Source organism: Streptomyces sp. NPDC001941, from assembly GCF_040296945.1.
GTDB lineage: Bacteria > Actinomycetota > Actinomycetes > Streptomycetales > Streptomycetaceae > Streptomyces.
The window spans coordinates 19,981-45,195 of sequence record NZ_JBEOYE010000015.1; the positions used below are offsets into that span (position 1 = coordinate 19,981).

The window sequence follows — 25,215 nt, forward strand, 5'->3', positions numbered from 1 at the left end:
TTCCCCCTGCCGGCCCAGAGTCCCGCGAGCGGCCTTGGGGGCTTGGGGGGTGAGGAAGCAGGCGCGCCCGGCGGACTGTTCCGCGAGAACGATGTGGCATGCCGTAGCCAAGCGACGGCCCGAAGCCCGTTCGGGAGCCACACAGCCCGTCCGCGCCAACGGCTGCGTACGGCCCCGGTCCGGACGACCTCAAGTACGAGGCCTACCCCCGGCGCGGAAGGGACAGGACACCCCGCTGCGGCGGTGCCGGCCGGTGGCTAGCATCGCCGGATGGGCGTGGACATGACGGTCCTGGTCGCCGACTGGGCGCGTGTGATGAGCCTGGCCCCGGAGGACCGACTGCGGGTGGTGCAGGAGTCGGCGTACGCGGACGACGACCCCGGTGGAGGCGGTGACGTCGTCGGCGGGTGGGTGTGGCCGGCCGCCGGGTCGGAGCGGGCCTGGCTGGGGCGGTACGAGTTCCCGGGCACGCTCGGCTCGTACAAGCCGCACTTCTGGGCCGCGGAGGGCTGGGAGAAGGTCCGGGGCGCCGCCGGGGACGGGGTGCGGGCGGCGCTGGACGAGTTCCTGGAGGGGCTGATCTGGTGGGGGCCGCGGTCCGACGTCGATGCGGAACAGGTCGACCCCGGGGTGTTCCCCACGCTGGAGGGCCTGTGGAGGTCCGGGCCGTTGGTCGTGCGCGGCCCGGCGACGGTGGCGCGGCTGCGGCGGAGGTGGCACGAGGCCGCCCCGGGGCTGGAGGACCTACGGGTCCCGTACGAGGAGCTCGCGGGGCGGGGGCCGGGCCAGTGGATCGCCGGCTTCGAGGAGTTCGCCGAGCTGGTGACGGGCTGGGCCGAGGTGGTCGGCGAGGCGGAGCGGCGGGGGTGGGGGGTGATCGGCCTGCCGATCTAGCCAGGCGCCGACGCCGACGTCGGTGACGTACTCGCAGCTCAAGGCCTTGCTTGCCGGGGAACGACAGCCCAACGCGCGCAGCCTGCAGCAGATCGGAGCCGCGTGCGGTCGGTGACGGTCAGACCGGCTGCCCCGCACAGCGGCGAAGACCTCCAGATGCTCACCCGGCTCCTCTCCGACCGCGCCCGGGCTGCCCAGACGGTCTGATCAGCTGGTCCGGGGAAACCGGCTGGTGCGGGGGAACCGGCTGGTGCGGCTGCTCCGGCCGGTGCGGTGAGGCCGCCCCCGGGGGGCTGCCGCCCCCCGCGATCACCCCGACGGCGTGTGCGGCGGGCGGCTCAGGGCCAGTTCGAGCAGGCGGCGCCAGTCGAGCCGTGGGGCCGGGGCCGGGACGCCGGGGCGGTGGCGTGGGACGACGACGCGCAGGGCGCGGGGGCGGAGGGCGCACACGACGGGCGTCCGCATGCGCAGGGCCTCGCCGTCCACCGCGACCGCGATCTCCTCGGCGCTGGCGGTGACTTCGACCCGGTCCGCGGTGGTGACCGTGAGGCCCGGGGACTGCGTACCGCGCACCGCGAGGTCCGCCGCCTCGACCGCGCTCTGCACCCGGAGGCCGAGCACCCCCAGCCTGCCCGTGTCCAGGCGGAGGCGGCGGCCGGTGTCGCCGAGGACGTCCGGGGACGCGTACGGGTTGTTGCTGACCAGGAGCGCCTGCTGCGCGATCAGCTCCGTGGAGTCGGCGCTCGCGTCCACGGGCTGGGCGCCCTCGCCGACCAGCAGGTCCGGCATCAGGCTGAGGGCGGTGCCCGCCTTGGCATCGCGGTACTCGGGGTGCTGGACCACGTCCGCGTACACGCCGAAGGAGACGGTGTTGACGAAGGGCCTGGCGTCGTCGAAGCCCCTGGTCGTGGAGGATCCCTTGCCTGTGGAGGATCCCTTGCTCACGACGAAGCCGAGGTCGACGCGGAGTTCCTCGCCGTCGGTGAGCGCGTCCAGGCAGCGTGCCGGGTCGGTGCGGTCCAGGCCCAGGTCCATGGCGAAGTGGTTGCGGGTGCCCGCCGAGACGACCAGGAAGGGCACGTCGTGCTCCATCGCGACGGCGGCCACGAGCGCCTGGGTGCCGTCACCGCCGGCCACCCCGAGCAGGTCCGCTCCCCCGGCGACGGCCTCGCGGGCGAGCGCGGTGACGTCCACCGGTTCGGACGGGTCGAGCAGGATCACTCGCGCGCCCAACTCCCGCGCCCGCTCGTCCAGTCGGAAGCGCTCCACCTTCCCGCCGCCCGACTTCGGGTTCATGATCAGGACCGGCTTGCGGGGACGGGCGGCCACGACCGGACGGCGCCGCCGCTCCGGGTTCGCGCGGCGCAGCGCGGCCCGCGCGCAGGCCAGCGTCGCGACCCAGCAGGCGGCGAGGCCCAGGGCCATCAGCCACAACCCGTCGACGATGAGGTACGCCCCGACCGCGACCGGCACCGCCAGGGCGAGCAACGCCCCCAGCACCCTGACCACACCTCGGTAGGCCAGCAGCCCCCACACCCCGACCGCGCCGAGCGCGAGCCCGAGCACCAGGGCGGCGGCCACCTCGAGACCACCACTCTCCAGGGCGAGGACCAGGACGACGAACGCCCCTGCCGCCGCCAGCACCGCCACCCGCGCCAACCGGCGCGCCGCCACTCCCCCGTCGGCGGGCGCGGCAGGTCTGTACGCCCGCTCGCCGTCGTTGCCGTGGCCGCTGCCGCTGCCCTGATCGTCCTCGCCCATGCCCCTGCCCATGCCCCTGCTCCGCCCCGCCTGCCGCGCCGCCGTACGCCCACGCGCGCGTACGGCTCCGTTCGAGCCCGGTCCGGTCCGTCCCGGTCCGATGTCGTGAGCATCCTGCCGGATGCGGGGCTCCGGAGGAAAAGCGCGGGCCCGGGCCCTGGGCCCGCGTCGCCCGCCACTCACCCGCTCGCAGCACGGCGCACCGCCGGGAATGCGAACGGCGGGGTAGGCCTGGAGGAACAGAGGTCGGCAGGAACCCCAGTACTCAGCCACTACTCAGCCATTACTCAGCAGGATTCACGGATTCAGGATTCAAGGAAAGGCGCGGCACATGACACAGCCCCACGGCGGACCCGAGGACGAGCGAGCCGCGTGCGGGGACGACGTCGGGACCGAGCACGTCGAGTACGGGGTCAGTGCGGAGTTCTACGACATCCTGCAGGCCGAACCGGACCTCCGGCTGATCACCCGTTCGTACGGGGACACGGTGGCCGAAGCCCGCAAGGGCGTCCTCGACGTCGGCGCGGGCAGCGGCCTCGTCACCGCCATGGCCCTGGGCCGCACGGGAGCTCCGGTGCACGCGGTGGAACCGGCAGCTCCGATGCGTACCGCCCTGATGAGCCGCTTGTCCGCCCTCGGCGCCGACGCGCGCAGCCGTGTGACCGTGCACGCCTGCACCCTGCCGGACAGCGGACTGCGCGACGCCGCCGACGTGGCGGTGTGCCACAACGTCGTACCGACCCTGGAGGACGGCGAACGGCGGGCCTTGTGGCGCGCGGTGCGGCGGGCGCTGGTGGCGGACGGCCTACTGGTACTGGACGAGCCGCCCGCCGCCCTGCCCGAGGGCGAGGAAGTGGTGGTGCTGGGGCGGGTACGGGTCGGCGAGGACGAGTACGGCCGGACGCTCACCACGGCACCGGACCGGGGACGGATCCTGACCCGGTTCGACTACGTGGTCGAGCGCGCCGGACGTCGGGTCCGCCACCACCGCGAGACCTTCGTCATGCGACCGCTTCCTCGCGAACTCCTCGACGCGGAACTCGCGGAGGCCGGACTGCACCCCGAGCCTGCCGACCCGGCGACGCCTTCGGTGCTGCGGTTCAGGAGGGTGGGCGATCAGTCCTGATGTACGGGGTCATCGGGACGGGGCGCGCCGTACGCTGGGCGGACGCATGAGGCACTACGCACGGCGAGCCATGAACGGGTGCTCGTGCGGCGAGCGTTATCCGTCACGCGTGCTCTGCTTTCGTGTCATCCGTCGACTGTCATCGGTCATCCGTCACCTGTCCTCGGTCGCCTGTCGCCTGTCGCCTGATATCTGTCGGCCGTCAGATGCCATCCGTCATCTGTTACCTGTCAGCCGTCAGCGGCTATCTGTCAGTCGTCAGCGGTCCGTTGTCATCTGATATCTGCCATCCGCTATGTGTCATTCGTTATCTGCCAACTGATATCTGCCGTCCGTCATCTGTCGTGTGCCGTCCGTCATCTGTCGGGGAGTCTCTGATGTCCGTCACCAATCCGGTCACCTCACCCGTAACCCCCGAGCCCCTCCCACCCCTCCGTATCCTCCGCACCAGCGGTCACACGCGCGAGCAGGGTCCCGAGGACGTGGTCGTCGACACCGAAGGACAGGTGTGGACCGGCACCGGTGACGGGCGGATCTTGCGGGTGGACCTGTCCGCAGGGCGCATCGAGGAGGTCGCGCGGACCGGTGGGCGTCCGTTGGGCCTCGAACTCCTCCCTGACGACACCCTGCTCGTGGCCGACGCCGAGCGGGGGATCCTGCGGGTGGCGGGCGGCAAGAGCGAGGTGCTGGCCGAGCGGGCCGGCGGCCAGGCCCTTGGGCAGTGCAGCAACGTGTGCGCCGCGCCCGACGGGTCCGTGTACTTCACCGTGTCCACGCGCCGTCACAGCCTGGCGGAGTGGCGCAGCGACATCCTGGAGCACGTCGGTTCGGGGCGGCTGCTGCGGCTGGGGCCTGATGACCATGAGCCCGAAGTGGTGCTGGACGGGCTGCAGTTCGCGAACGGCGTGGCCCTGTCCCCCGACGGCTCGTACGCCGTGGTCTGTGAGACCGGGGCGCGCAGGCTGTTGAAGGTCGCTCTTGAGGGGCCGCGCGCGGGTGCTTCGGAGGTGTTCGCGGACGGGCTGCCGGGCTACCCGGACAATCTGTCGCGGGCCGCCGACGGTACGTTCTGGACGGCGCTGGCCCAGCCCCGCGAGGGCGCTCTGGAGCTGGTGCACCGGATGCCCGGGCGGGTGCGGGAGGGCCTGGGGCGGGCGACGCGCCGGGTGCGTACCGTGCCGCGGCGCACCGTTCGTGTACTGGCCCTGGACGGGCGTGGGCAGGTGGTGCGGGATCTGGCGCGGGCGGGGGCCGGGTACCGGATGCCGACCAGCGCCGCCGTGCACGGGGACCGGCTGGTCCTGGGCAGCCTGTGGGAGCCGGGCATCGCCTGGTGCGCCCTGCCGGGCCGTTGAACGGGTGTGAGTGGTTGCGGTAGAGAAGGCGCCGTCGCGGCCTACTGTGCCCGGTCTCCTGCTCCATGCAGGTATTCCATGTAGCGGGCGGGGTCCGTTCCGTGTGCACGGTCTTGGGCACCGTGGCGGATGTGAGTCAGAGCGCTGTCGGGCGCGATGCGCAGCATGGTGGTGGCGGCGTGGGGGGTGTCGGTGTCGCGCAGGTGGTCGGCGTCGGTGACGGGGATGCCGGGTCCGAACATCGCTGCGGCGCGGGCGGCGGTGGGTGCTGGGGCTTGTCCGGTGCGGTTGGCGCTGCTGACGTACAGGTGGGGGAAGCGCGCCAGTAGGGGGGCCAGGGGCTGCCAGCGGGCGCCGAAGAGCAGCAGGTAGCCGTCGCGCAGGGCGGGCAGGGCCCAGGCCGGTGGCGGGGGATCGGTGCGTACGGGCACCAGCAGCGTGACCAGTTCGCTGCGCAGCAGGTTCAGCGCCGTACTGAGATCGGCGGGTGTCAGGTCGAGTGCGGGCGTGAGCTCGGTCCAGGTGGTGTCGTGGTGAACCCACAGGGCGACTTCCTGGTCGGCGAGCCGGGCCTTGGCGTTGTTGACGGCCTGTGGGCTGGTGGCGGCGACGACGTAGGTCAGCGGGCTGGGGTTGGGCAGGATCGCGGCCCCTCCGGCGGTCAGGGCGTCGGCGGCGGGGCCAGTGTCGAGTAGGGCGGTGGCCGGCATGAGATGTCCGTTCAGGAAGCGGGTGCGGGTGCGGTGGTGGCGGTGGCGGCGGTGAGGCCGTCGAGGTAGGCGGCGAAGTCGGCGTCGGCGACGACGGCCTGGTTCAGGCGGTAGGCGCGGTCCTTGACCCAGGCCAGGGCGGTACGGGTCTGGCTCGGGTCCAGGTCGTGGCCGAGGCGTTCGGCGACCGCGCGCAGGACGCGCTGGCTGGCGAGGTGGGTCAGCACCACGGTCGGGGCCACGCCCAAGTGGTGCTGCGGGTCGTAGGGCTGGAAGGTCTGCGGGTGGGTGAAGGGGGTACCGGTGGAGATCGTGGCGACCCCGGTGCCCACGACGGGTGTGGTGACGGTCAGCGGAACGCCGGTCTCGGCGGACACCATCCGCGCGATCCCCGGCAGCCGGGTCAGGTCCGGAACCGTCCACCACGGTTCGCAACCGGGCCCGAGCACCTGGGCGGCCTTGACCGGATCGTGGGCCAGCAGGAACAGCAGCTGCTCGGTGGCCACCATGCCACTGCGCTCGGCCATGCCCAGCCAGGAGCAGGCCGCCACCCGCACCCCGGACTCCAGCGCGGCCAGGGTATTGGCCAGGCCCAGACCGAGGTCGTTGTGCAGATGTGAGACCAGGACCGCCTCTGACCCTGCCCCGGCCGCCACCTGCCTGAACAGGGCCCGGGTCTGACCGGGCAGCAGATCCCCGACGGTGTCGGCCAGCACGATCGTCCCCGCACCCTGCGCCGTCATCGCACCCGCGTACTCGGCCACCAGCGCGTGGTCCGCACGCGGCGCGTCCACCAGGCAGACGTCCACCGCGACGCCGTCCGCCAGGTCCACTGCCGCCTTGACGACATCCAGACCACCGGCCAGAGCCTCACGGGCACCGCTGTGCACCAGAGCACGGGCCGTCGCCTCCGACGCCGCCACGATCACCATCACCCGCGCATGCGCCGCACCCCGGACCGCGCTCAGCGCCAACCGCACGTCCTGCACCGTGCCCCGACAGATCGCCGCTGGACTCACCGAATCCTGCGCCTCGACAGCCACCTGCCGCGTCGCCTCGAACTCCTGCGCACACACCGAGGGGAAACCCGCCGCGAACACCACGTGCCGAGGCCCGTCCGCACCGAACACCGCCCCCTGCTCCCGAGCCAGCCGGACCCGGAAACCAGCGCTCATCAACGTCTTGGCCTGCGCCCCGTCACGTGCCGACTCCTCGAAGAGCACGATCCGACCGGCTCGGGCCGACTCCCGCACCACGTCCACTGCAGTCACTGCCCGACCCCTGTCTCCGTGCGATGATCATGCACCTGACTGGTGTGAATCCGCTCGCAAGAGCGTAGACGACACATGCGACGTCAGCGTTAACAACGCCAGCGTTAACAGGGTTACGAAGCAGCCCAGTTGGAGCCGATCCGCCACCCCGCACCCCGAGCGGGCGGCACGATGAAAGCACGGGCTGGACCAGCTCTGATGTGCGGCCGGGGCCGGGGGTGTCGTACCGTGGTCGGGTTCCTGTGCCGAGGTCTCGGTGGCAGTGAGCCGGGTTTCCTGTTCCTTCTGTGTGTCGTTCTTGAGGTGACTTCTTATCAACCAGGCCATGTAGTCGTCCGCGTTCCCCGCGTGCTGATGTGTCGCACGTGTCCGGGGGCGGACGTCGCGCTGGCCTGAGTTGCGTCACCGTTCCCCGCAGTCTTCTGTCCCGGGTGCAGCTCTGCCGTCTGCCCCGGGCTTCGGTGTTCTCCGGCCCCGGTGCGGCCGGCGGCAGGGCTCCCCGGTCCCGTTGGATCAGGAGTTCCCGTCTTGTCTTCCTCCGCACTCGACAACGAGCCAGAGCACACCACCACTACCCAGACCCAGGCCCTGACCCAGGCCCTGACCCACCCCTCACCTGGCCCCTCGAAGATGGCCATGGGGGCCTGGATCGCCCTCCTGGTGCTGCTGACCGCCGAGCTGATGAACATGCTCGACCAGTCGGTCGTCCTGACCGCCCTGCCCGCGATCCAGGAGTCGACCGGTGCCGGTCCGACCGCGGTGCAGTGGCTGACCACCGCCTACTCCCTCCCTGTCGCTGTCGGGCTGATCACCTGCGGACGGCTCGGTGACAGCTACGGCCGGCGTAGGGTCCTGCTGATCGGCACCGTCGTGTTCACCGCCGCCTCGCTGCTGTGCGGCCTGGCCACCGGTCCTGGCGTGCTGATCGGCGCCCGCCTGCTCCAGGGCGTCGGCGTGGCCGTGATGATCCCGCAGGTCCTGGCTACCATGCACGTCACCTTCGAGGGCCACGACCGCAGCAAGGCGTTCGGCCTGTACGGGGCCGTCCTGGCCATCGCCAACGTCCTGGGCCCGGTCCTGGGCGGCGTGCTCACCCAGGCCGACCTGTTCGGGCTGTCCTGGCGGCCGATCTTCCTGGTCAACGTGCCCGTCGGACTGGCCGTACTCCTCCTGGGACGCACATTCATCCCCGAGTCGACCGTCCGGAAGGCCGACCGGCTCGACCTGACCGGCATGCTGCTGTCCGGTCTGGCCATCGTCCTGGTCCTCTTCCCGCTCACCGAAGGCCACGCCCACGGCTGGGCGCTGTGGTGCTTCGCCATGCTCGCCGCCGGCCTCCTCTGCCTCGGTGTCTTCCTGCGCCACCAGCGGCGCAGGCAGGGCAACGCCCCGCTGGTGACCCTGTCCCTCTTCCGGGTCAGGCAGTTCTCCGGGGGCATGGCCACGGACCTGATGCACGGCCTGCTGTGCGGCTTGTTCTTCATGACCTGGACGCTGTACCTGCAGCGCGGACTGGGCATGAGCCCGCTTGAGGCGGCCGTGGCCTTCGTGCTGCTCTCCGTGGGAGAACTGGGCGGCGCGACCATCGCGGCGAAGACCGCCGGACGTCTCGCCCGTCGTCTGCCGCAGGCCGGAGCCCTCATCGCGACCGCCGCGATGGTCGCCTACGGGCTCCAGATCGCCAGCCACCAGGCCGACCTGACCCTGCTGGCGATGACCGCTCCGGTGGTACTGATCGGCTTCGGCCTGGGCATGGTCTCCGGCCCGCTCGCCGATCTGTCGCTGGCCAGGGTCCCGCACGAGGACGCAGGCTCGGCCTCGGGCCTGTTCAACACCGCCATCCACCTGGGCATCGCGCTGGGCACCGCGCTCACCGCCGTGGTGTTCTTCGCCGTCACCGGCGGCTCCCACGACGGCGCGGTCAACCGCGACGCGTTCGTCACCGTGCTGTGGTGGGTCGGCGGCCTGCTCGCCCTGATGTGGGCCCTGATGTTCTGCCTGCCCAAGCAGGCCGACAACCAGCCCGGCAAGCAGGCCGACTGAGCCACTCCGGGTCCCGGCCGGCACGTCGGCCGGGACCTGGGCCCTCAGCCTTCCTCGACCTCCCTGCCCTCGGCGGCGCCGGCCCCGTACGTCACCGCACACCCGCCATCCGCAAGCGCTTTCCCCATCTCACCGGATAGGACGAACAAGGCACATGCCCCGGGCACCATCGCCGGGATCTGCGCGAGAGTGGGTGGCTCGTACCGGTGCGTGGCGTGCCGTTCGGTCCGCCACGGCCGCGCACAGAAGGCCGGTTCCCCATGCTTCCATCCGCCGTCGTCGCCTCCTACCGGAAGGATTCCGTCTGGATCATCGAGCTGCACGGCTGCTTCACGTACTACGACCTGCCCGAACTGACCGCCGCCACCGCTCGCGGGCTGGGTGCGCAGGACGGGCCGATCGTCTTCGAGCTGAGGCACCTGAGCGCCTGCGACTCCCCGCTCCTCAACCACCTCCTGGCGACGCTCCGCCTGCGTCACGTCGTGCTCGCCCACGTTCCGTGGGCGTTGAAGCGGCTGATGGAGGTCACGGGGACATTGGACGCGTTCGAGACCACGGGGGACAGCGCTTCTGTCGTGGCCTGAGGCGGTCGGGGTACGGGACCTGACGTCAGGCGCGCGGCGTGGCCAGTTGGGTGGCGAGGCGGTGGGCGTGGGCGAGGAGGGTTCCGTACGTGGCGATGTCCTCCAGGCCGGACATGGTGGCCTGGGCGAGTTGGAGGCGCAGCCCGTCGAGGGTGCGGTTCAGGTCCTCGACCGCGCTGTGGAGTTCCTCGTCTCCGTGGTGTCCGAAGCGGCTGCGGCCGTACAGGTCGAGGGCCCGGGCGCTCTGGCGGAGGAAGTCGGCGTAGTGGCGAGCGAGTTGGGGGTGGGGGCGGGCCGTGGGGCCGTCGCCGCGGGTGACTTCGAGGAGGGTGCGGGTGACGCCCGCGGTGTGGACGGCCGCGTAGTCGAGGACGAGGACGGCGTCGTCGTAGTCCTCGTCGGGCGTCCACTGGCCGTCGGCGGCGCCCCGGAGGTTGGCGCGCAGGCTCTCGCGCCCGTGGCCGATGGCCTCGTGAGCCTGTTCGACCAGGCGGTACAGGCGCAGGGCTCGCTCGTGCACGGCGCTCGCCTCGCCGGTGTCCCAGCGGTCCCCGGCGAGTCCGTCGGCCACGGCGAGCAGGATGTCGTGGGCCTCCCGGGTGGCGTCGCGCAGTGCGGCCCGGGTGTCGCGGAGGTAGACGGGTGGGCGTACGAGGGCGTTGACGGCGATGCCGACGGCGGCTCCGAAGACGGCTTCGGCGAGGCGGGCGGCGGAGCTGGGGATGCCGACGGGACCGCTGACGAGGACGAACAGGGCACCGGTCGCGGCGTTGACGCCCTGGTTGCCGAGGCGGCGCCAGTTGCCGACGAGCACGACGGCGGGCAGGACGAGGGCCATGGCGAGCATGGTGGAGTGCAGCAGGAGGGCGGCCGTCGTGGCGACGACGGTGCCGGTGGCGATCGCGCCGAGTTGCTGGAGTCCGTGGGCGATGGAGCGGTAGACGGTCGACTCGACGAGGACGATCGCGGTCCAGGGGGCGACGAACGCCATGGGTGCGTCGAGCCACCAGCCGGCGACGGCCCAGGCGAGGCAGGCGGCGAGGGCGGCCTTGGCCGCCTGGGCGGCCAGGTCGCGTTCCCGGCCGGGCCCGGACCGGGCGCGGCCGATCGACTGCGCGGCGGCGTGGAGGTGTCGTCGGGCGATGAGGAGCGGCGACGACGGTCGTATCACCTGCATGCCGGTGCTGGTGCCACGCGCGGGGGTGCCGCATGCGGGGTGCGCGGGGGTGCGCTGTGTGTCGCTCGCCACGTCGGGGCCGGGGTCCGGGGGCGTGGGAGGCGGCGCGGGCCGGGCACAATGTCCGCGTGGACACCGCGAAGATCGAACTTGCCCTCCAGCGCTACCAGGACGCCGTCGCCGCCCTGGACGCCGCCCGCACCGACCTGGAGACGGAGGTGGGGGCCGCCCTGGGCGAGTCGCGCGACGACCTCGACGCCTGGGCGGAGGTCTCGTCCCTCACCGGCTGGTCGCGCGAGGACCTGACCCGGATCGTGCAGGGGGCCGAAGCGGGCTGACCGGCGGCCGCGCCCTGATCGGCGTCGTTCACTGGCGCCGTGCGTACAGGCCGACCCGCGTTCACTCGCGTCGTACGAAGGCGAAGACGTTCTCCGTTCCTTTATCGTGTCCTGCTTCGTCGCAGGGCAACTGGGACGCCCGTGCCCGGGCGGCACCGGCCCCCGCCTGTGCCTGTGCCTGCTCCTGTGCCTTGCCCGGTACGGCGAGGCACAGGCCGCTGTGCCTCCAGCGCAGCCGGTAGCCGCCCGCGGTCGCCACGAGGTCCAGGTCGGTGGCCGATCCCGTTCCCGAGCAGTAGTCGTCGTAGACGTGGGGCCCCGGCTGGGTCGCCCCGCCCTTCACCCCCATGCAGCCCGGCCCGAACTGCGGGTGCTCGGTGTGGATGCGGTACGTGTCCCCGCCCGCGCGCTCCAGCCGCATCGGCGGAAAGACGTCCTGGCAGCGCCCCTGCAGGACCTCTCCGTAGCCTCCTTTCGGCGCCTCCGTCAGGCAGAGTCCGGACCGAACGGCGCGGATGACGTACGGGCCGTCGGCCGGCGCGGGCAGGGGGTCGGCCGTGGGGGCCGCGCCGCCCGACGCGTTGAGGGCCAGCATCAAGGCGAGTACGGCTCCGCTGGTGAGCGCCCGCCGCACGACCGGGCGGGCGCCGCGCGCCTTGGCCCGCCGCCCTCTTGAGTCAACCGCTCCATCCGCTCCGTCCGCTCCATCCGCTCCGTCCGGTGCGGCTGCCGGGTGCCCGGCCCGTTCCGCCCTGATGAGCCGGGCGCGCGCGGCCACCCAGCGGTCGGCCTCCGCGGCGTCTCCCGTACAGGTGCGCACGTACACCTCGACGAATTCGCGGCGCGGCAGTGACGTGCGCTGGAGGACGCTGGCGATGGTGCTCGACGGCAGGACCCGGCCGTGGGCGTGGGAGCGGTGTTCGATGGCCCGGTAGGTGAGTTCCGCGTCGTCCTTGAGCCGGCGCAGCCCGGCTACGAAGTCGGCGGGCGACTCCAGTCGGTCGGGTGCGACCGTTCCCGGCGCTTCATCCGTCACCACTCCCCCGTCCGTCCTCCGGAGGGCCCGGCCGTCCCGGTCGGGGCCCGCCGTCAGCCTGCCCCGGTGCGCGGAGGCGGATCAAGGCGCTATCGGGCCAGGCTCCACCGCGGGCTGGCTGCTGCCGTCAATTCCCTTCTCCGTAGGGCGTCTTGAGGGTCCGTCACACCTTCACGCCGACGCAGCTCCGTCCCGCTCACCTCGCTGACCTGCCCGGACGCTGTCCGAGGACGTTCCGAACTGTCCCGGACACGGATTCTCTTGGCCCGGCCCCGTCGCTCCGCCGAGGGTTTCGGCATCCCACTCGAACCGGCCGTCCCCGCGACGGCTGACGACCCATGGAGCAGTCATGCGTACGCTCACTTCGCACGCGGCACGGGGCATCGCGATCGCCCTCCTCGCCGGTAGCGCGATATCCGTCACGGGTTCCGGTACGGCCCAGGCCGCCTCGCTCGGCTCGAAGATCGCGGACATGGCCGTGGGCCAGAACGGGGCCGGCCCGTGCGGCAAGAACGGCAAGGGCAGCTACTGGGGCCGGGGCACGAAGCAGACGGGCAGCTGCGCGGGCAACGGCAAGGCCGCGCACGCCTGGTGCGCCGACTTCGTCGGCTGGGTGTGGTGGAAGAACGGCGTGGGCGGCAAGATGATCAAGCTCAACGACCTGGCCTCCAGCTTCAAGAACTACGCGCCGATGCACGCGACGCCGAAGGTCGGCGACGCGATCCTGTACAACCAGCAGACCGCGAAGGTCAGCGACGACCACGTGGCCATCGTGGTGGCCGTCAAGGGTGAGCAGATCACCGTGTACGGCGGGAACCAGGGCGGCGGGAACGGCAGCGTGAGCAAGCGCGTCTGGAAGTCGTACAAGGTCGGCAGCTGGGCGAATCCCGCCCAGCAGATCAGCGGTTACGTGACGCCGAAGGCGGGCTGATCCCGTTCCCGGTGGCCCACCGCGCGCGTACCAGCGCGTGCGGTGGGCCACCGGAGGACCGGCGAGGGGACGGCGGCCCGCGTGAACCCGTTCCGTGGAAGACGCCCCGCCACCGGCCCCCGTCACGGGACCTTGGGCCCGGAAACGGGGGTCGTTCGGCTGGTCACGGTACGGACGTAAGCCCGTGGGTGCGGTGCGGGGCCGTCCGTTTGAGTGGGTGGTCGCGTCCACCTTCGATCCTCCTGGACGGCACGACATGAACCTCCGGTCCGCAACACCCGCACACGCCCACGTACCCGCACCCGCACCCGCGCCCGCGCTCACCGCTCGTACGAACCACTCGCAGAGACCGGTTTCGGAACCCCCCGCGCCCCACCTCCTGGTCGAGTGCGTGGCCGGGGCCGAGGGCGACGGGGTGGTCGTCGAGGTGGGGCCCGGGGTCGGCGAGCTGCTCGGGTCCGATCCGCGTGAGCTGGTCGGGCTGCCGCTGTCTGCGCTGGCCCCTGACGGGCACGCGGAGGCGGTGGAGCGGCTGCTGCACGACGCCGCCACCGCGCGGGCGGGCGCCCCGGTGGGTCCGCGGCCCCTGTTGTTGCGGGGCTCGCTGGAGGCGGTCCTGTGTCCGGTGTCGGCGCGGGTCGTGGAGGGTGGTGCGGGCGGGCGTCTGGTCGTGGCCGTGGGGCTGGAGCGCCCGTCGGCGGCCGCCTGGGAGGACGCGGCGGTGCTGCACGCGGTGTCGGGGCTGCGGGGCGAGTCGGTGTGGGCGTACGACGAGGAGCGCGACCGCTTCTGGTGGATCGCGAAGTCGCCGGACCGCGACGGGCAGGCCCGGTCGGGGCCGCTTCCGCTGCGCAGGATGCTGGCGCGGGTGCACCCGGAGGACGTGGCGCGGGTGGAGTCGGTCTTCTGGTCGCTGCGCCGGGGCGAGCGCGAGGTGGCCGACGTGCGGTTCCGCTATCCCGACGGCCGGGGCGGCTACCGCTGGCTCGGCACGGTGTCGCGCTCGGTGCGCCTGGGGTTCGACGGCGCGCGGCGCATCGCGGGGCACACGGTGGACCACACGGACGCGGTCGAGCGCGAGGAGAGCCTGACGCGCGAGCACCGGTTGCAGAGCCGGCTGGTGCGGGAGCTGGCGGCGGCCTTCGTGGCGGCGAAGTCGGAGGAGGAGCTGACCGACGCGATCCTGCACCGGGTGGCGCCGGCGTTCGCCGGTACGGGGACGCTGCTGGCGTTCGTGGAGCGCGGGCGGATGCGGGTCACGTTCGGGGACGGCATCGACCTCGCGATGGCCCGTTCGCTGGACGGGATGCGCCTGGACGCGCCGAAGCCGCTGGCCCGTGCGGTGCGTACGGGACGGATCGAGGTCATCGGGTCGCGGGAGGCGTACCGGGCGGCCTGGCCGCAGGCGCACGGCCTGCTGGACGCGACGACGGCGGAGTCGTTCGTGATGGTGCCGTTCGCGGCGGAGCGGGGCAGGCCGCTGGGCGGCTGGGTGATCACGTACGACGTGGCGCACCGGCTCGGTGAGCGCGAGCGCACGCTGCTTGAGGTGATCGCGGAGCTGGCCGGGCAGGCGTGGGAGCGGATCCGGCTGAGTGCGGCGCGGCTGGAGCTGGCGGGGGCGCTGCAGCGGACGATGCTGCCGTCGACGCTGCCCGCGGTCGACGGTTTCGAGGTCGCGGCGCGGTACGTGCCCGCGAACGAGGGTCTTGACGTGGGCGGGGACTGGTACGACGTGATCGCGCTGCCGGACGGCGGGGTGGCGTGCGTGATCGGTGACGTGCAGGGCCACCACATCCAGGCGGCGGCGCTGATGGGTCAGGTGCGGACGGCGATGCACGCGTACGCGTGGGAGAACCCTTCGCCGGACAGCGTCCTGGAGCGGACGAACGAGCTGATGCTGCAGATGGGCGCGACGGGTTTCGCGACGTGCTTCTACGCGCTGGTGGAGCCGTCGGGCCGGATGCTGTCGGCGAGGGCCGGGCACGTTCCGCCGATCCTGTGCGGGGCGGGCGGCACGTCGGCCCCGCACACGCCGGGCGGGCTTCCGCTGGGCGTGGACCACGGGACGCGCTATCCGCTGACGCGGGGGTTCCTGGCGCCGGGCGAGACGCTGGCGCTGGTGACGGACGGTCTGGTGGAGGGTCCCCGGCTGAGCCTGGACGCGGGCATCGCGCTGGCCTGCCGCACGGTGGAGGCGTCGGCGGGCGCGTCGGCGGACGACGTGGCGGACTCGCTGATGTCGTGCGCCCGGGCCACGCAGCACGAGGACGACCGGGCGGTCCTCGTGGTGCGCAGGGCGCCGTCGGACCGGGACGGTCAGGACGGCCGGGACGGCGCGGGCGTCGGGTAGCGCAGCGGCTTCCGGGGGCCGTACGGGTGGATTCGGCGGGCCCTGGCGGAAGTCGGGACCATGGTCCCGAATGAGCGGGGCTCGAACGGTTATCCGTGTGCTGCCGGGCCTCCGCGTGGAGCGTCCGGTCGGCAGCGGCCCGGCGGAAAGGTCACCGGGCCCTCGACAGCAAAGGAAACACCGTGGGCATCATCGCCTGGATTCTCATCGGCCTCATCGCGGGCGCCATCGCCAAGGCCCTCATGCCGGGCAAGGACCCGGGCGGCTGCCTCGTGACCATGCTGATCGGCATCGTCGGCGGTCTGCTGGGCGGCTGGCTCGGCAAGGTCATCTTCGGCGTGCACTCGATCAACGGGTTCTTCCACCTGTCGACGTGGATCGCCGCGATCATCGGCTCGGTGATCGTGCTGCTCCTGTACCGCCTGTTCACCGGTCGTCGTACGCACTGATCCCCCTGTTCACCGGCCGTGGTACGCGCTGATCGGGCGTCCGTGCCCCGTCGTCCGGGTCACCGGGTGTGACCCGGACGACGGGCATCAGGCGCCCGATCCGGGAGATTCGGTCCGGCATGATGCGTTTCGGGGCCGCGTGCGCGACTACCCGGTCCTCGGGTACGCCCGCTTCCTCCTGGAGGCGGTGCGGCCCGAGCTCCAGCAGTACTTCGTGGAGCGCCACTTCGACGGCCGCCCCTTCGACCGTGACACGCGCAGCATCGCGCGGGTGCGCGGCGTGCCGCAGGGTGAGACGGTCGTCTCGCCGCCGTACCACCGGGAGTTCACCACCCCGCGCGAGCTGGTGCGGTTCCTGGCGCGGATGCGCGAACCGGCCGGGGCAAGCCGGTGGGCTTCAAGCTGTGTCCCTACTACCTGAGGAACCCCCATGGCCCGTACCGTCGCCCGTCTCTTCGTCGACACCCTCGAGGAGCTCGGTGTCCGGCACGTCTTCGGCGTCGTCGGCGACGCGCTCAACCCGCTGACCGACGCGATCCGCTCCTCCGACTCCGTGGACTGGGTGGGCTGCCGCCACGAGGAGGCCGCCGCCTTCGCGGCCGGTGCCCAGTCGCAGCTGGGCGACGCGCTCGGGGTGTGCATGGGGACGGTGGGGCCGGGCTCCGTGCACCTGCTCAACGGCCTGTACGACGCCGCCAAGAGCGGCACCCCGGTGCTCGCCGTGGCCGGGCAGGTGCCGCGCGCCGAGATCGGCACCGACTACTTCCAGGAGGTCGACAACGACCTGCTGTTCAAGGACGTCGCGGTGTTCCGGGCCACGGTCACCTCCGCCGAGCAGCTGCCGGGGCTGCTGGAGGTGGCCGTGCGCACGGCGATCGGGCGGCGCGGGGTGGCCGTGCTGACCGTGCCGGGCGACATCGGGGACCAGGAGCTGCCCACGGACCGGCCGGTGCGCCTGTCGGTGGCGGACTCCGCGACGCGGCCCGATGACCCGGCGCTCGACGAGGCGGCGCGGCTCGTCGACGCGGGCGGGAAGGTGACGCTGCTGGTGGGCCGGGGCGCGCGGGAGTCGCGGGCGGACGTGCTGGCGCTGGCGGAGCGGCTCGCGGCGCCGATGGTGCTGACGCTGAAGGCCAAGGAGGGGTTCGAGGGCGACAACCCCTACCAGGTGGGCCAGACGGGCCTGATCGGGAACCCGGCGGCGGCCTGGGCGATGGACCACGCGGACACGCTGCTCCTGCTCGGCACGGACTTCCCGTACCGGGACTGGTACCCGGAGGGCAAGAAGGTCGTGCAGGTCGACCAGGTCGCCGAGCACATCGGGCGCCGGGTGCCGGTGGACGTGGGTCTGGTCGCGGACGTCGGTCCGACGGTGCGCGGGCTGCTGTCGCGGGTCGCGGCGCGGGAGGACCGCAAGCACCTGGAGTCGGCGCGGGAGAAGTTCACGCAGTGGCGGCACGGGCAGGCGAAGCTGGCCGATCCGGGGCACGACCGGGGTCTGGTCGGCAAGGTGCGCTCGGCGTTCGACAACCGCTCGCACCTGGTGCGCCCGGAGGCGCTGGCCGCCGCGCTCGACCGGGCGGCGGCGGACGACGCCGTGTTCACCTCGGACACAGGCATGGCCACGGTGTGGCTGTCGCGGTTCGTGGAGATGCGCGGGTCGCGGCGGCTGATCGGTTCGTACAACCTGGGGTCGATGGCGAACGCGATGCCGCAGGCGATCGGGGCGCAGCTGCTCGACCGGGAGCGGCAGGTCGTGGCGTTCTGCGGGGACGGCGGCCTGTCGATGCTGCTCGGTGACCTGATGACGATCCGTACCGAGGGGCTGCCGGTGAAGCTGGTGGTCTTCGACAACCAGCGTCTCGGCATGGTGAAGCTGGAGCAGGAGCAGGCGGGTCTGCCGGAGTTCGGGACCGTCCTGGACAACCCCGACTTCGCGGCGGTGGCGCAGGCGATGGGGATCAGGGGCATCCGGGTGGAGCGCGCGGAGGAGCTCGACGACGCGGTCCGCCTCGCGTTCGCCGAGCCGGGTCCGGTGCTGCTGGACGTGCTGACGAACCCGGACGAGATCGCCGTGCCGGCGAAGCCGACGGTGCAGCAGGGCTGGGGCTTCGCCATCGCCAAGGTGCGCGAGAACCTGCGCAGCACGGGGAGTTGAGGCGCTCACCGGCGGAGGTCCGGCCCCGGTCCGCGTCGACGCGCGGGCCGGGGCCTCACGCGCTGACGTGCCTCACACCCTGACGGGCCTCACGCGCTCACGTGCCTCACACCCTGACGTGCCTCACACGCTCACGTGCAGCACGCAGATGTCGTCGCGGCGGTCGTCCGGGGTGACCAGGGCGTCCAGGATCCCGTCCAGGAAGCGGGAGTCGGCGGCGCACGCCTCGGCGGTGCGGGCGAGCCGGGCCAGGCCGTCGTCCAGGTACTCGCGGGGCTGCTCGACCAGGCCGTCGGTGTAGAGCAGCAGGTGGTCGCCGGGGCGCAGGAGCAGGGTGGCGGCCTCGTAGCGGGGTGCGGGGGCCGCGCCGAGGAGCAGGCCGCAGGGTGCGGGCAGGTAGCGGGCCCGGCCGTCGCGCAGGAGCAGCGGCGGCGGGTGCCCGGCCTGGACCCAGGTGAGCCGGGAGGCGGCCGGGTCGTAGTGGCCCAGGACCATGGTGGCGGTGGTGAAGTCGCGTACGGAGGTGTGCAGCAGCAGGGTGTTGAGGCGGTCGAGGATGACGGTGGGGGGCGTGCCGGTGACGGCCATGCCCTTGGCGGTGAAGCGGAGCTGGGCCATGGTGGCGACGGCGTCGAGGCCGTGTCCGGCGACGTCGCCGACGACCAGCAGGGCGTTGCCGTCGGGGAGTTCGACGGCGCTGTACCAGTCGCCGCCGACGTTGAGGCCTTCCTGTACGGGCTGGTAGGCGACGTCGACGGTGAGTCCGGCGAGCGGCAGTGAGCGCTGGGAGACCGGGAGCAGGGCGTGCTGGAGGCGCGCGGCGAGGGCGCGTTCGGCCACGAGGACGTCGCGCTGGGCGAGGGCGGCCCGCTGTTGTGCGCGCAGTTGCTCCTCGGCGCGCTTCTCCAGGGTGCGGTCCTGGAAGAAGCCGTGGACCTCGACGGTGGTGCCGCGGGCGTCGGCGACGCCCTCGGCGACGATGCGCACGTACCGGGTGCCGTCGCCGCCGGGGTCGTTGACGCGGAAGGTGTGGTCGACTGCTTCGCCGTGGGCGAGCAGGCGGCGTACGGTCCCGCCGAGCGCGGGCAGGTCCTCGGGCAGGACGTGCGCGGGCATCTCCTCCAGGGTCATGGGGCCCAGGGCGCGGTCCCGGCCGAAGATGGCGTAGACCTCCTCGGACCAGCTGATGACGTTGCGCACGAGGTCCCAGTCGGCCCAGCCCATGTGGCCCAGGCGCTGCATGACGGTGAGCCGGCGCTGTTCGCGTTCGCCGTTGTCGAGGCGGACCCAGGAGACGATGAGGCCGCCCTGGCAGGGGGTGGCCCGCACGGCGAAGCGGGACAGGCGCGGGATGCCGGCGAGCACTTCCTCGTACTCGAAGGGCTCTCCTTCGTAGCGCGCTCCGGCGAGCGCCTGGAGGTAGCCCTGCCACACTTCGGTCCCGGCGACGGTGGGGTAGGTCTCCAGGACGCTGAGGCCGACGAGTTCCTTGCCGCGCCGGGCGCCGATGTCGACGGCGTCGGGGGTAGCCGCCAGGATCCGGAAGTCGCTCACTCCCCCGTCGTCCCCGTACACCGGCGCCAGGAAGATCGCCGAGCCGGGCAGGCCGTCGAGGACCTCCTGGACGGCGGACGCGCGGGTGGCGGGCGCGGCTTCGGCGGGGGCGTCGGACTGCCGGGGGAAGACGTAGTGGCGGGAGGAGAACGGGCCGTCGGCGGACGGCGGGGCGCAGGCGCTCCTCACCGGTGCCGCCTCGGCAGGCTCCTCGCGGTCAGTCATGGTCCGAGCATGGCACGGCCGGGGCCGTGTTCCCTACGGGTCCGGGGGCCTGGGACGCGTACGGGAGCGCGTGGCCGCCTCTCGCGGGCGTGCGTCCGCCGGGGGCACCGGCGCGGGGCCGGGTCGCGTCAGTCCGACGGGGTGGAACCGTCAATGTCGTCGCCGGTGACGACGTGGGGCGTACGGCCCGCGAGGGCGTCCTCGACGGTGGTGTGGACGGGCATCACCTGAACGAGTCCGGTCATGGTGACCATGCGCATCAGGCGGCCGGGCACCTCGGCGAGGCGGAGCCAGCCGCCCGCCCCCTGGGTGGTGTGCAGCAGGGCGATGAGGGAGCTGAGCCCGGTGGAGTCCACGAAGTCCACCCCGGCCAGGTCCAGCACCAGTTCGGGGGCGCCCGCCTGCACGACGTCCTGGGCGTAGGCGCGCAGGGTGCCGGCCGTGTGCAGGTCGACGTCTCCGGTGACGGTGAGGACGGCGGTGCGTTCGCCGGTGTGGCGGACGGCGAGGCCGAGGGTGTCGGGCACGGTGCCATCACTCCTGTCGTGGGGCTGGGCGGCGCTGCTCTGTGGTGCACGGTAGCGGTGGGGCCGCCGTTCGGTGGGCCGGGGGCCCGTGGGGCCCGGCCCCCGGTGTTGACGTGCGGGGCCGGGCCGGGGCGTGGCGTGGCGTGCTGCGAAAGTCCCGCCCCGCGCGCGCCCGGCACGCCGCGGCGGGGCGGTGGTCACGGGCCCGGGGGTCCGTCGCCGTCCGCGCCGCGGACCTTGGCCAGGGCGGCGAGCCCGGAGACGGTGAGGACGGGTTCCAGGAGCGGGGTGACGACGAGTTCGAGGCGTTCGGCGTGGGCGAAGAGGACGCTGAGGCCCGCGCTGTCGAGGTACTCGACGTCGGTGAGGTCCACGACGAGGGGGCCGGGCGCGCCGTCGATGGCGTCGGCGAGGGAGGCGGCGTTGCTCATGTCGATCTCGCCGCTGACGGTCAGCCGGGGGGTGCCGTCCGGGTGCCGGTCCGGGGTGAGGGTGAGCGGTGTGGACATCAGGCGATCCTCACTTCCAGGTCGACGGTGGTGCCCAGGGGGCCGGGGGTGATGGTCACGTGCTGGGCGAGGGCCCTCATCAGGCCCAGGCCCCGGCCGCGGTGGGCGTCGGGTTCGGGGACGGGGTCCTTCCAGCGGCCGCTGTCGGCAATGGTGAGGCGCAGCGCGTCGACGAGGGCCTCGGCCCGTAGGCGTACGGCCTCGCCGGGGTTGTGCCGGTGGCCGTGCTCGACGGCGTTGGCACAGGCTTCTCCGGCGGCGACGAGGACGTTCTGCACGGTGAGGGTGGAGACCTCGCACTGGGCGAGCCAGCTGCGCAGGAGCTTGCGCACGGGCGCGAGCTGGGCCGAGTCGGCGGGGAAGGACAGCTCCAGCGGGGCGGGGTGGCGGTAGAGCAGCAGGGCAACGTCGTCGTCGTAACCGTCGGCGGGTGCCAGGCGCCGCATGACGTCGGTGGCCAGGGTGTCGACGGGTGTCTCGCGGCCACGCTGCACGGCGTCGCCGGCCTGCTCGATGCCGGTGTTGAGCGGGCGCCTGCGGCGTTCGACGAGTCCGTCGGTGTAGAGCAGCAGGGTGGAGCGGGCGCCCAGGGTGCAGACGGCTTCGGGGCGTTCGCGCCCGGGGCGTACGGCCAGCGGCAGCGAGCGGCCCTCGTCCAGGAGGAGCGTGGTGCCGTCGGGGTGGGCGAGGATGCCCGGGGGGTGTCCGGCGCTGGAGTACGTGAGCTGTCCGGTGGCCGGGTCGAGGACGCCGCAGAACACGGTGGTGCAGTGGGCCCCGGGCACTCCGGCGGCGAACTGGTCCAGGGCCATCAGCGCCCGTGCGGGGCTGGGGTCCTGGAGCATCAGGGCCCGGCAGGCGCTGCGCAGCTGCCCCATCACGCAGGCGGCTTCCAGGCCGCGTCCGACGCAGTCGCCGACGACGATGCCGATGCGCCCCTCGGGCAGGTTGACGGTGTCGTACCAGTCGCCGCCGACTTCGAGGGGCCGGGTCGCCGGTTCGTAGCGCACGGCGAATCCGGTGGGCAGGGTCGCCGGGCCGAGGATGGCGCGCTGCAGGGCGATCGCGGTCTCGCGCTGCTGGTCGATCTGGTGGGCGCGGACCAGGCCCTGGGCGAGGTGTCCGGCGAGCAGCGAGAGCAGCAGCCGGTCCTCGTCGGTGAAGGGCCGGTGCTCGCCCAGGTCGATCCAGAGGGACAAGGGCCCTTCGGGGTGTTCGAGCTGGATGCCGGCCCCGGATTCGTGGGCGACGGCCGTGAGCGGCGGGCCCGAGCACAGGGCGGCGAGCCGGTCCTGGCGTTCCGGGGGCAGGTCGGCCCAGGTGACGCCGGGGTCGGTGGTGGTGAGGACGGGCCGGCCGGCGCGTTCGAAGACGGCGGCGGTCACGCCGCGGGCGCGCCAGAGCGTCTTGAGCTCGGCGAGGACGGCGGCGAGCGCGTCGGGCAGGCTGGCGGCCCCGGACAGGGCGGTGGTCAGGGTGGCGAGGGCGGTCTCGCGCTGGACGGCGTAGTGCTCGGCGGTGACGTCGCGGAAGGTGCCGACGGTGACGCGGCCGCCGGTGTCGGGGTCCTGGGCCTTGTTGTAGGTGACGGCGACCCACAGCCGGTGGCCGTCGCGGTGGGTGACGGGGATGGTGTACGAGCCCTGGGTGCGCTCCAGGAGCCCGCCGAAGGCCTCCTCGACCTCGCGGTACGCGTCGGGGTCGCCGGCGGCGTCGGGCCACCAGGGGTGGACGGGCACGTACGGCAGGTCCTCGGGGCCGTAGCCGAGCATGTCGGAGAAGGCGGCGTTGATCTCGATGACCGCCCCGGACTCGTCGCAGACGAAGAACGCCTCCTGGAGCGAGTCGATCAGGGCGGTGCGCCAGCGGACGTGGTGGCTGCGCAGCCGGGCCAGTTCGACGTTGGCCCGGACCCGGGCGAGGAGTTCGGCGGCGGCGAAGGGCTTGACGAGGTAGTCGTCGGCTCCGGCCCGCAGCCCCTCGATCGAGGCGTCCTGGCCGGCCCTGGCGGAGAGCAGCAGGACGGGCACGGAGGCGGTACGGGTGTCGGCGCGCAGCCGGGCGACGAGTTCCAGGCCGTCGAGGCGGGGCATCATCACGTCGCTGACGACGAGGTCGGGGCTCTCGCGGCGGACGGCGCGCAGCGCGTCGGCGCCGTCGGTGACGGTGGTGACCTGGTAGCCGGCGCCGGTGAGGATGCGGGTGAGGTAGCCGCGCATGTCGGCGTTGTCGTCGGCGACGAGGATCCGCGCGTCGGACGGCGGCGGGGGCCCGCCGGCGGCGGTGTCGGTCTCCTCCTCGCTCTCGCCCAGCGGCAGCCAGCGCAGCGCCTCCTGGACGTAGGGGGTGGCGGTGGCCGTGACGACCGGGCGGTCGGCCTCGGGCACCACCGAGCCGACGGGGAGGTGCGCGGTGCCGAAGGGGATGCGGATGGCGAAGGAGGTCCCCTCGCCCTCGGTGCTGTCGGCGGTGATGGTGCCGCCGTGCAGGCCGACGAGTTCCTGGACCAGGGCAAGGCCGATGCCGCTGCCCTCGTCGGAGCGGGAGCGGGCGTTCGCTATGCGGTGGAAGCGCTCGAAGAGGCGCGGCATCTCCGTGCGGGGCACGCCGACGCCGGTGTCGGTGACGGTGACCAGGGCGTGGCCGGCCTCGCGGCCGACGGTGACGCGGATGGCGCCGTCGAAGGTGAACTTCAGCGCGTTGCTGAGGAGGTTGAGGACCGCCTTCTCCCACATGCCGCGGTCGACGTGGACGGGCTCGTCCAGGGGCGGGCAGTCGACGGTGAAGTCGAGTCCGGCCTTCTCCACGGCCGAGCGGAAGACGCTGGCGAGTTCGGCGGTGACGGCGGCCAGGTCGACGGGCTCGTAGCGCGCCTGCATGCGGCCCGCCTCGATGCGGGAGAAGTCCAGGAGCGTGTTGACGAGCTTGCCCAGGCGCTGGCCGTTGCGGTGGATGGCGTCGAGTTCGGCGCGGACGCCGTCCTGGGTGTCGGGGACCCGGGCGCGCAGCTCTTCGACGGGCCCCATGATCAGGGTGAGCGGGGTGCGGAACTCGTGGCTGATGTTGGAGAAGAACGTGGTCTTGGCCCGGTCGAGTTCGGCCAGTTCCTCGGCCCTGCGCTGCTGGGCCTGGTAGCTGCGGGCGCTGCCGATGCCGGAGGCGATGTGCCCGGCGGTCAGTTCGACGAAGCCGCGGTAGGCGTCGTCGAGGGCGCGGTAGCGGTTGAGCGCGGCGACGAAGAAGCCGTACGGGGTGTCGCCGGGGCGCAGCAGCGGTACGGCGAGGGCCTGTACGGGCGGCTCGCGCCAGTCGCCGCCGGGCAGGCCCCGGAACGGCTCGCCCGTGAGCTCCACCAGGACGGGCTCGCCCTCGGCGAGGGCGGCGGCGGGCCAGACGCCGGCCGGGCCGCGCACGGTCAGGGCGGGCGGCGTGGCGGGTCCTTCGGCGGCGATGCCGCTGCGGCCGCGCAGCCGGGCCTCGGTGGCGCCGTCGCCGTCGTCGTACAGGTAGGTCAGGGTGAAGGGCAGGTCCTTGCGGTTGTGCTCCAGCTGGCGGTCGGCGAAGGCCAGGACCTCCTGCTCGGTGCGGATCACGCTGGGGTCGGAGCCCAGGTCGCGCAGCGTGGCCATGCGGCGCTCGCCGATCACCCGCTCGGTGTCCTCGCTGACGACGCAGAGCATGCCGACGACGTCGCCGGTGTCGTCGCGGAGCGGGCTGTAGGAGAAGGTGTGGTACGTCTCCTCGGTGTAGCCGGAGCGCTCCAGGAACAGCAGCAGCCCCTCGTCCCAGGTGGCTTCGCCGGTGCCCAGGACGGCGTCGATGCGGGGGCCGATGTCGCCCCAGATCTCCGCCCACACCTGGTTCGCGGGACGGCCCAGTGCCCAGGGGTACTTGCGGCCGAGGGTGTCGCGCCGGTAGGCGGCGTTGCAGAAGAAGGTCAGTTCCTCGCCCCAGGCCATCCACATGGGGAACCGCGAGGAGAGCAGGATGCTCACCGCGGTCCGCAGGCTCTGCGGCCACTCCGCCGGCGGCCCCAGCGGCGTGGCCGACCAGTCGACGGCGGCGAGGTCGCCGCCCACCTCCGGGTCGGCGGCGAACACCCCTGACAGGGCCGCCGCGGGAGGCGGCGCGGCACCGGCCGTCCGGCCCGCCTCGTCGCCGTCTTCCGTACCCATGTGCTTCACACCACACCCGTCCCCTCGTGCGGGCCCGCC

General features: G+C 73.1%; 19 protein-coding genes and 1 pseudogene. 11 read left to right on the forward strand and 9 right to left on the reverse strand.

Annotation, left to right across the window (positions count from 1 at the left end):
• The first annotated feature begins 270 nt into the window (after positions 1–270).
• Complete coding sequence (locus ABT160_RS13635) at positions 271–894, forward strand: hypothetical protein (protein ID WP_351647089.1); 624 nt, start codon at positions 271–273, stop codon at positions 892–894.
• 309 nt (positions 895–1,203) lie between these two features.
• On the opposite strand, the gene ABT160_RS13640 is transcribed toward ABT160_RS13635, so the two are convergent.
• On the reverse strand, positions 1,204–2,667 hold the full coding sequence (locus tag ABT160_RS13640; RefSeq protein WP_351647090.1) for a diacylglycerol/lipid kinase family protein: 1,464 nt from the start codon (positions 2,665–2,667) through the stop codon (positions 1,204–1,206).
• Positions 2,668–2,986: 319 nt separating this feature from the next.
• On the opposite strand from ABT160_RS13640, the gene ABT160_RS13645 reads away from it, so the two are divergent.
• Positions 2,987–3,781, forward strand: a complete 795-nt coding sequence (locus ABT160_RS13645; RefSeq protein ID WP_351647092.1) for a class I SAM-dependent methyltransferase — start codon at positions 2,987–2,989, stop codon at positions 3,779–3,781.
• A gap of 377 nt (positions 3,782–4,158) precedes the next feature.
• On the forward strand, positions 4,159–5,136 hold the full coding sequence (locus ABT160_RS13650; protein ID WP_351647093.1) for an SMP-30/gluconolactonase/LRE family protein: 978 nt from the start codon (positions 4,159–4,161) through the stop codon (positions 5,134–5,136).
• 41 nt (positions 5,137–5,177) lie between these two features.
• Here ABT160_RS13650 and ABT160_RS13655 read toward each other — a convergent pair whose 3' ends face one another.
• A complete protein-coding gene (locus tag ABT160_RS13655) occupies positions 5,178–5,846 on the reverse strand; it encodes a hypothetical protein (RefSeq protein ID WP_351647094.1) in 669 nt (222 codons plus the stop codon).
• A gap of 11 nt (positions 5,847–5,857) precedes the next feature.
• On the reverse strand, positions 5,858–7,117 hold the full coding sequence (locus ABT160_RS13660) for a hydroxymethylglutaryl-CoA lyase-like TIM-barrel protein (RefSeq protein ID WP_351647096.1): 1,260 nt from the start codon (positions 7,115–7,117) through the stop codon (positions 5,858–5,860).
• A 528-nt stretch (positions 7,118–7,645) separates the two neighbouring features.
• On the opposite strand from ABT160_RS13660, the gene ABT160_RS13665 reads away from it, so the two are divergent.
• Both ABT160_RS13665 and ABT160_RS13670 read left to right on the forward strand, forming a co-directional pair.
• Positions 7,646–9,160 (forward strand): MFS transporter, encoded by a 1,515-nt coding sequence (locus ABT160_RS13665; protein ID WP_351647097.1) that lies wholly within the window; start codon positions 7,646–7,648, stop codon positions 9,158–9,160.
• Between the two features lie 260 nt (positions 9,161–9,420).
• Entirely contained in the window at positions 9,421–9,744 is a 324-nt protein-coding gene (locus ABT160_RS13670; RefSeq protein ID WP_351647099.1) for an STAS domain-containing protein, read from the forward strand.
• Positions 9,745–9,769: 25 nt separating this feature from the next.
• On the opposite strand, the gene ABT160_RS13675 is transcribed toward ABT160_RS13670, so the two are convergent.
• Positions 9,770–10,921 carry an FUSC family protein gene (locus tag ABT160_RS13675; protein ID WP_351647101.1) on the reverse strand — a complete coding sequence of 384 codons (1,152 nt, stop codon included), beginning with the start codon at positions 10,919–10,921 and terminating at the stop codon, positions 9,770–9,772.
• 128 nt (positions 10,922–11,049) lie between these two features.
• Here ABT160_RS13675 and ABT160_RS13680 point away from each other — a divergent pair, with 128 nt between their 5' ends.
• Positions 11,050–11,259: a hypothetical protein gene (locus ABT160_RS13680; protein ID WP_351647103.1), complete on the forward strand. Its 210-nt coding sequence runs from the start codon at positions 11,050–11,052 to the stop codon at positions 11,257–11,259.
• Between the two features lie 61 nt (positions 11,260–11,320).
• Here the strand turns inward: ABT160_RS13680 and ABT160_RS13685 are convergent, their stop codons facing one another.
• On the reverse strand, positions 11,321–12,295 hold the full coding sequence (locus ABT160_RS13685; protein ID WP_351647105.1) for an RICIN domain-containing protein: 975 nt from the start codon (positions 12,293–12,295) through the stop codon (positions 11,321–11,323).
• A gap of 349 nt (positions 12,296–12,644) precedes the next feature.
• Here ABT160_RS13685 and ABT160_RS13690 point away from each other — a divergent pair, with 349 nt between their 5' ends.
• The 5 genes and pseudogenes from ABT160_RS13690 (at position 12,645) to ABT160_RS13710 (ending at position 18,186) form a co-directional block, all read left to right on the forward strand.
• Complete coding sequence (locus ABT160_RS13690; RefSeq protein WP_351647106.1) at positions 12,645–13,226, forward strand: CHAP domain-containing protein; 582 nt, start codon at positions 12,645–12,647, stop codon at positions 13,224–13,226.
• Between the two features lie 391 nt (positions 13,227–13,617).
• Positions 13,618–15,579, forward strand: coding sequence for a SpoIIE family protein phosphatase (locus ABT160_RS13695; RefSeq protein WP_351647108.1), 1,962 nt, complete (start codon positions 13,618–13,620; stop codon positions 15,577–15,579).
• A gap of 182 nt (positions 15,580–15,761) precedes the next feature.
• Positions 15,762–16,028, forward strand: coding sequence for a GlsB/YeaQ/YmgE family stress response membrane protein (locus ABT160_RS13700; RefSeq protein ID WP_351647110.1), 267 nt, complete (start codon positions 15,762–15,764; stop codon positions 16,026–16,028).
• Positions 16,029–16,290: 262 nt separating this feature from the next.
• Positions 16,291–16,436: pseudogene (locus ABT160_RS47140) on the forward strand (glutamate synthase-related protein); the annotation flags it as partial.
• A gap of 22 nt (positions 16,437–16,458) precedes the next feature.
• A complete protein-coding gene (locus ABT160_RS13710; protein ID WP_351647112.1) occupies positions 16,459–18,186 on the forward strand; it encodes a thiamine pyrophosphate-dependent enzyme in 1,728 nt (575 codons plus the stop codon).
• Between the two features lie 123 nt (positions 18,187–18,309).
• Here the strand turns inward: ABT160_RS13710 and ABT160_RS13715 are convergent, their stop codons facing one another.
• The 4 genes from ABT160_RS13715 to ABT160_RS13730 all read right to left on the reverse strand — a co-directional run bounded on the left by ABT160_RS13715 (position 18,310) and on the right by ABT160_RS13730 (position 25,176).
• Positions 18,310–19,965: a PP2C family protein-serine/threonine phosphatase gene (locus ABT160_RS13715; protein ID WP_351647114.1), complete on the reverse strand. Its 1,656-nt coding sequence runs from the start codon at positions 19,963–19,965 to the stop codon at positions 18,310–18,312.
• 128 nt (positions 19,966–20,093) lie between these two features.
• Positions 20,094–20,492, reverse strand: a complete 399-nt coding sequence (locus tag ABT160_RS13720) for an STAS domain-containing protein (RefSeq protein WP_351647116.1) — start codon at positions 20,490–20,492, stop codon at positions 20,094–20,096.
• Between the two features lie 197 nt (positions 20,493–20,689).
• Positions 20,690–21,001, reverse strand: coding sequence for an STAS domain-containing protein (locus ABT160_RS13725; RefSeq protein ID WP_351647118.1), 312 nt, complete (start codon positions 20,999–21,001; stop codon positions 20,690–20,692).
• Complete coding sequence (locus tag ABT160_RS13730) at positions 21,001–25,176, reverse strand: SpoIIE family protein phosphatase (protein WP_351647120.1); 4,176 nt, start codon at positions 25,174–25,176, stop codon at positions 21,001–21,003. The genes ABT160_RS13725 and ABT160_RS13730 overlap by 1 nt, the downstream gene beginning before the upstream one ends.
• Between the last annotated feature and the right edge of the window lie 39 nt (positions 25,177–25,215).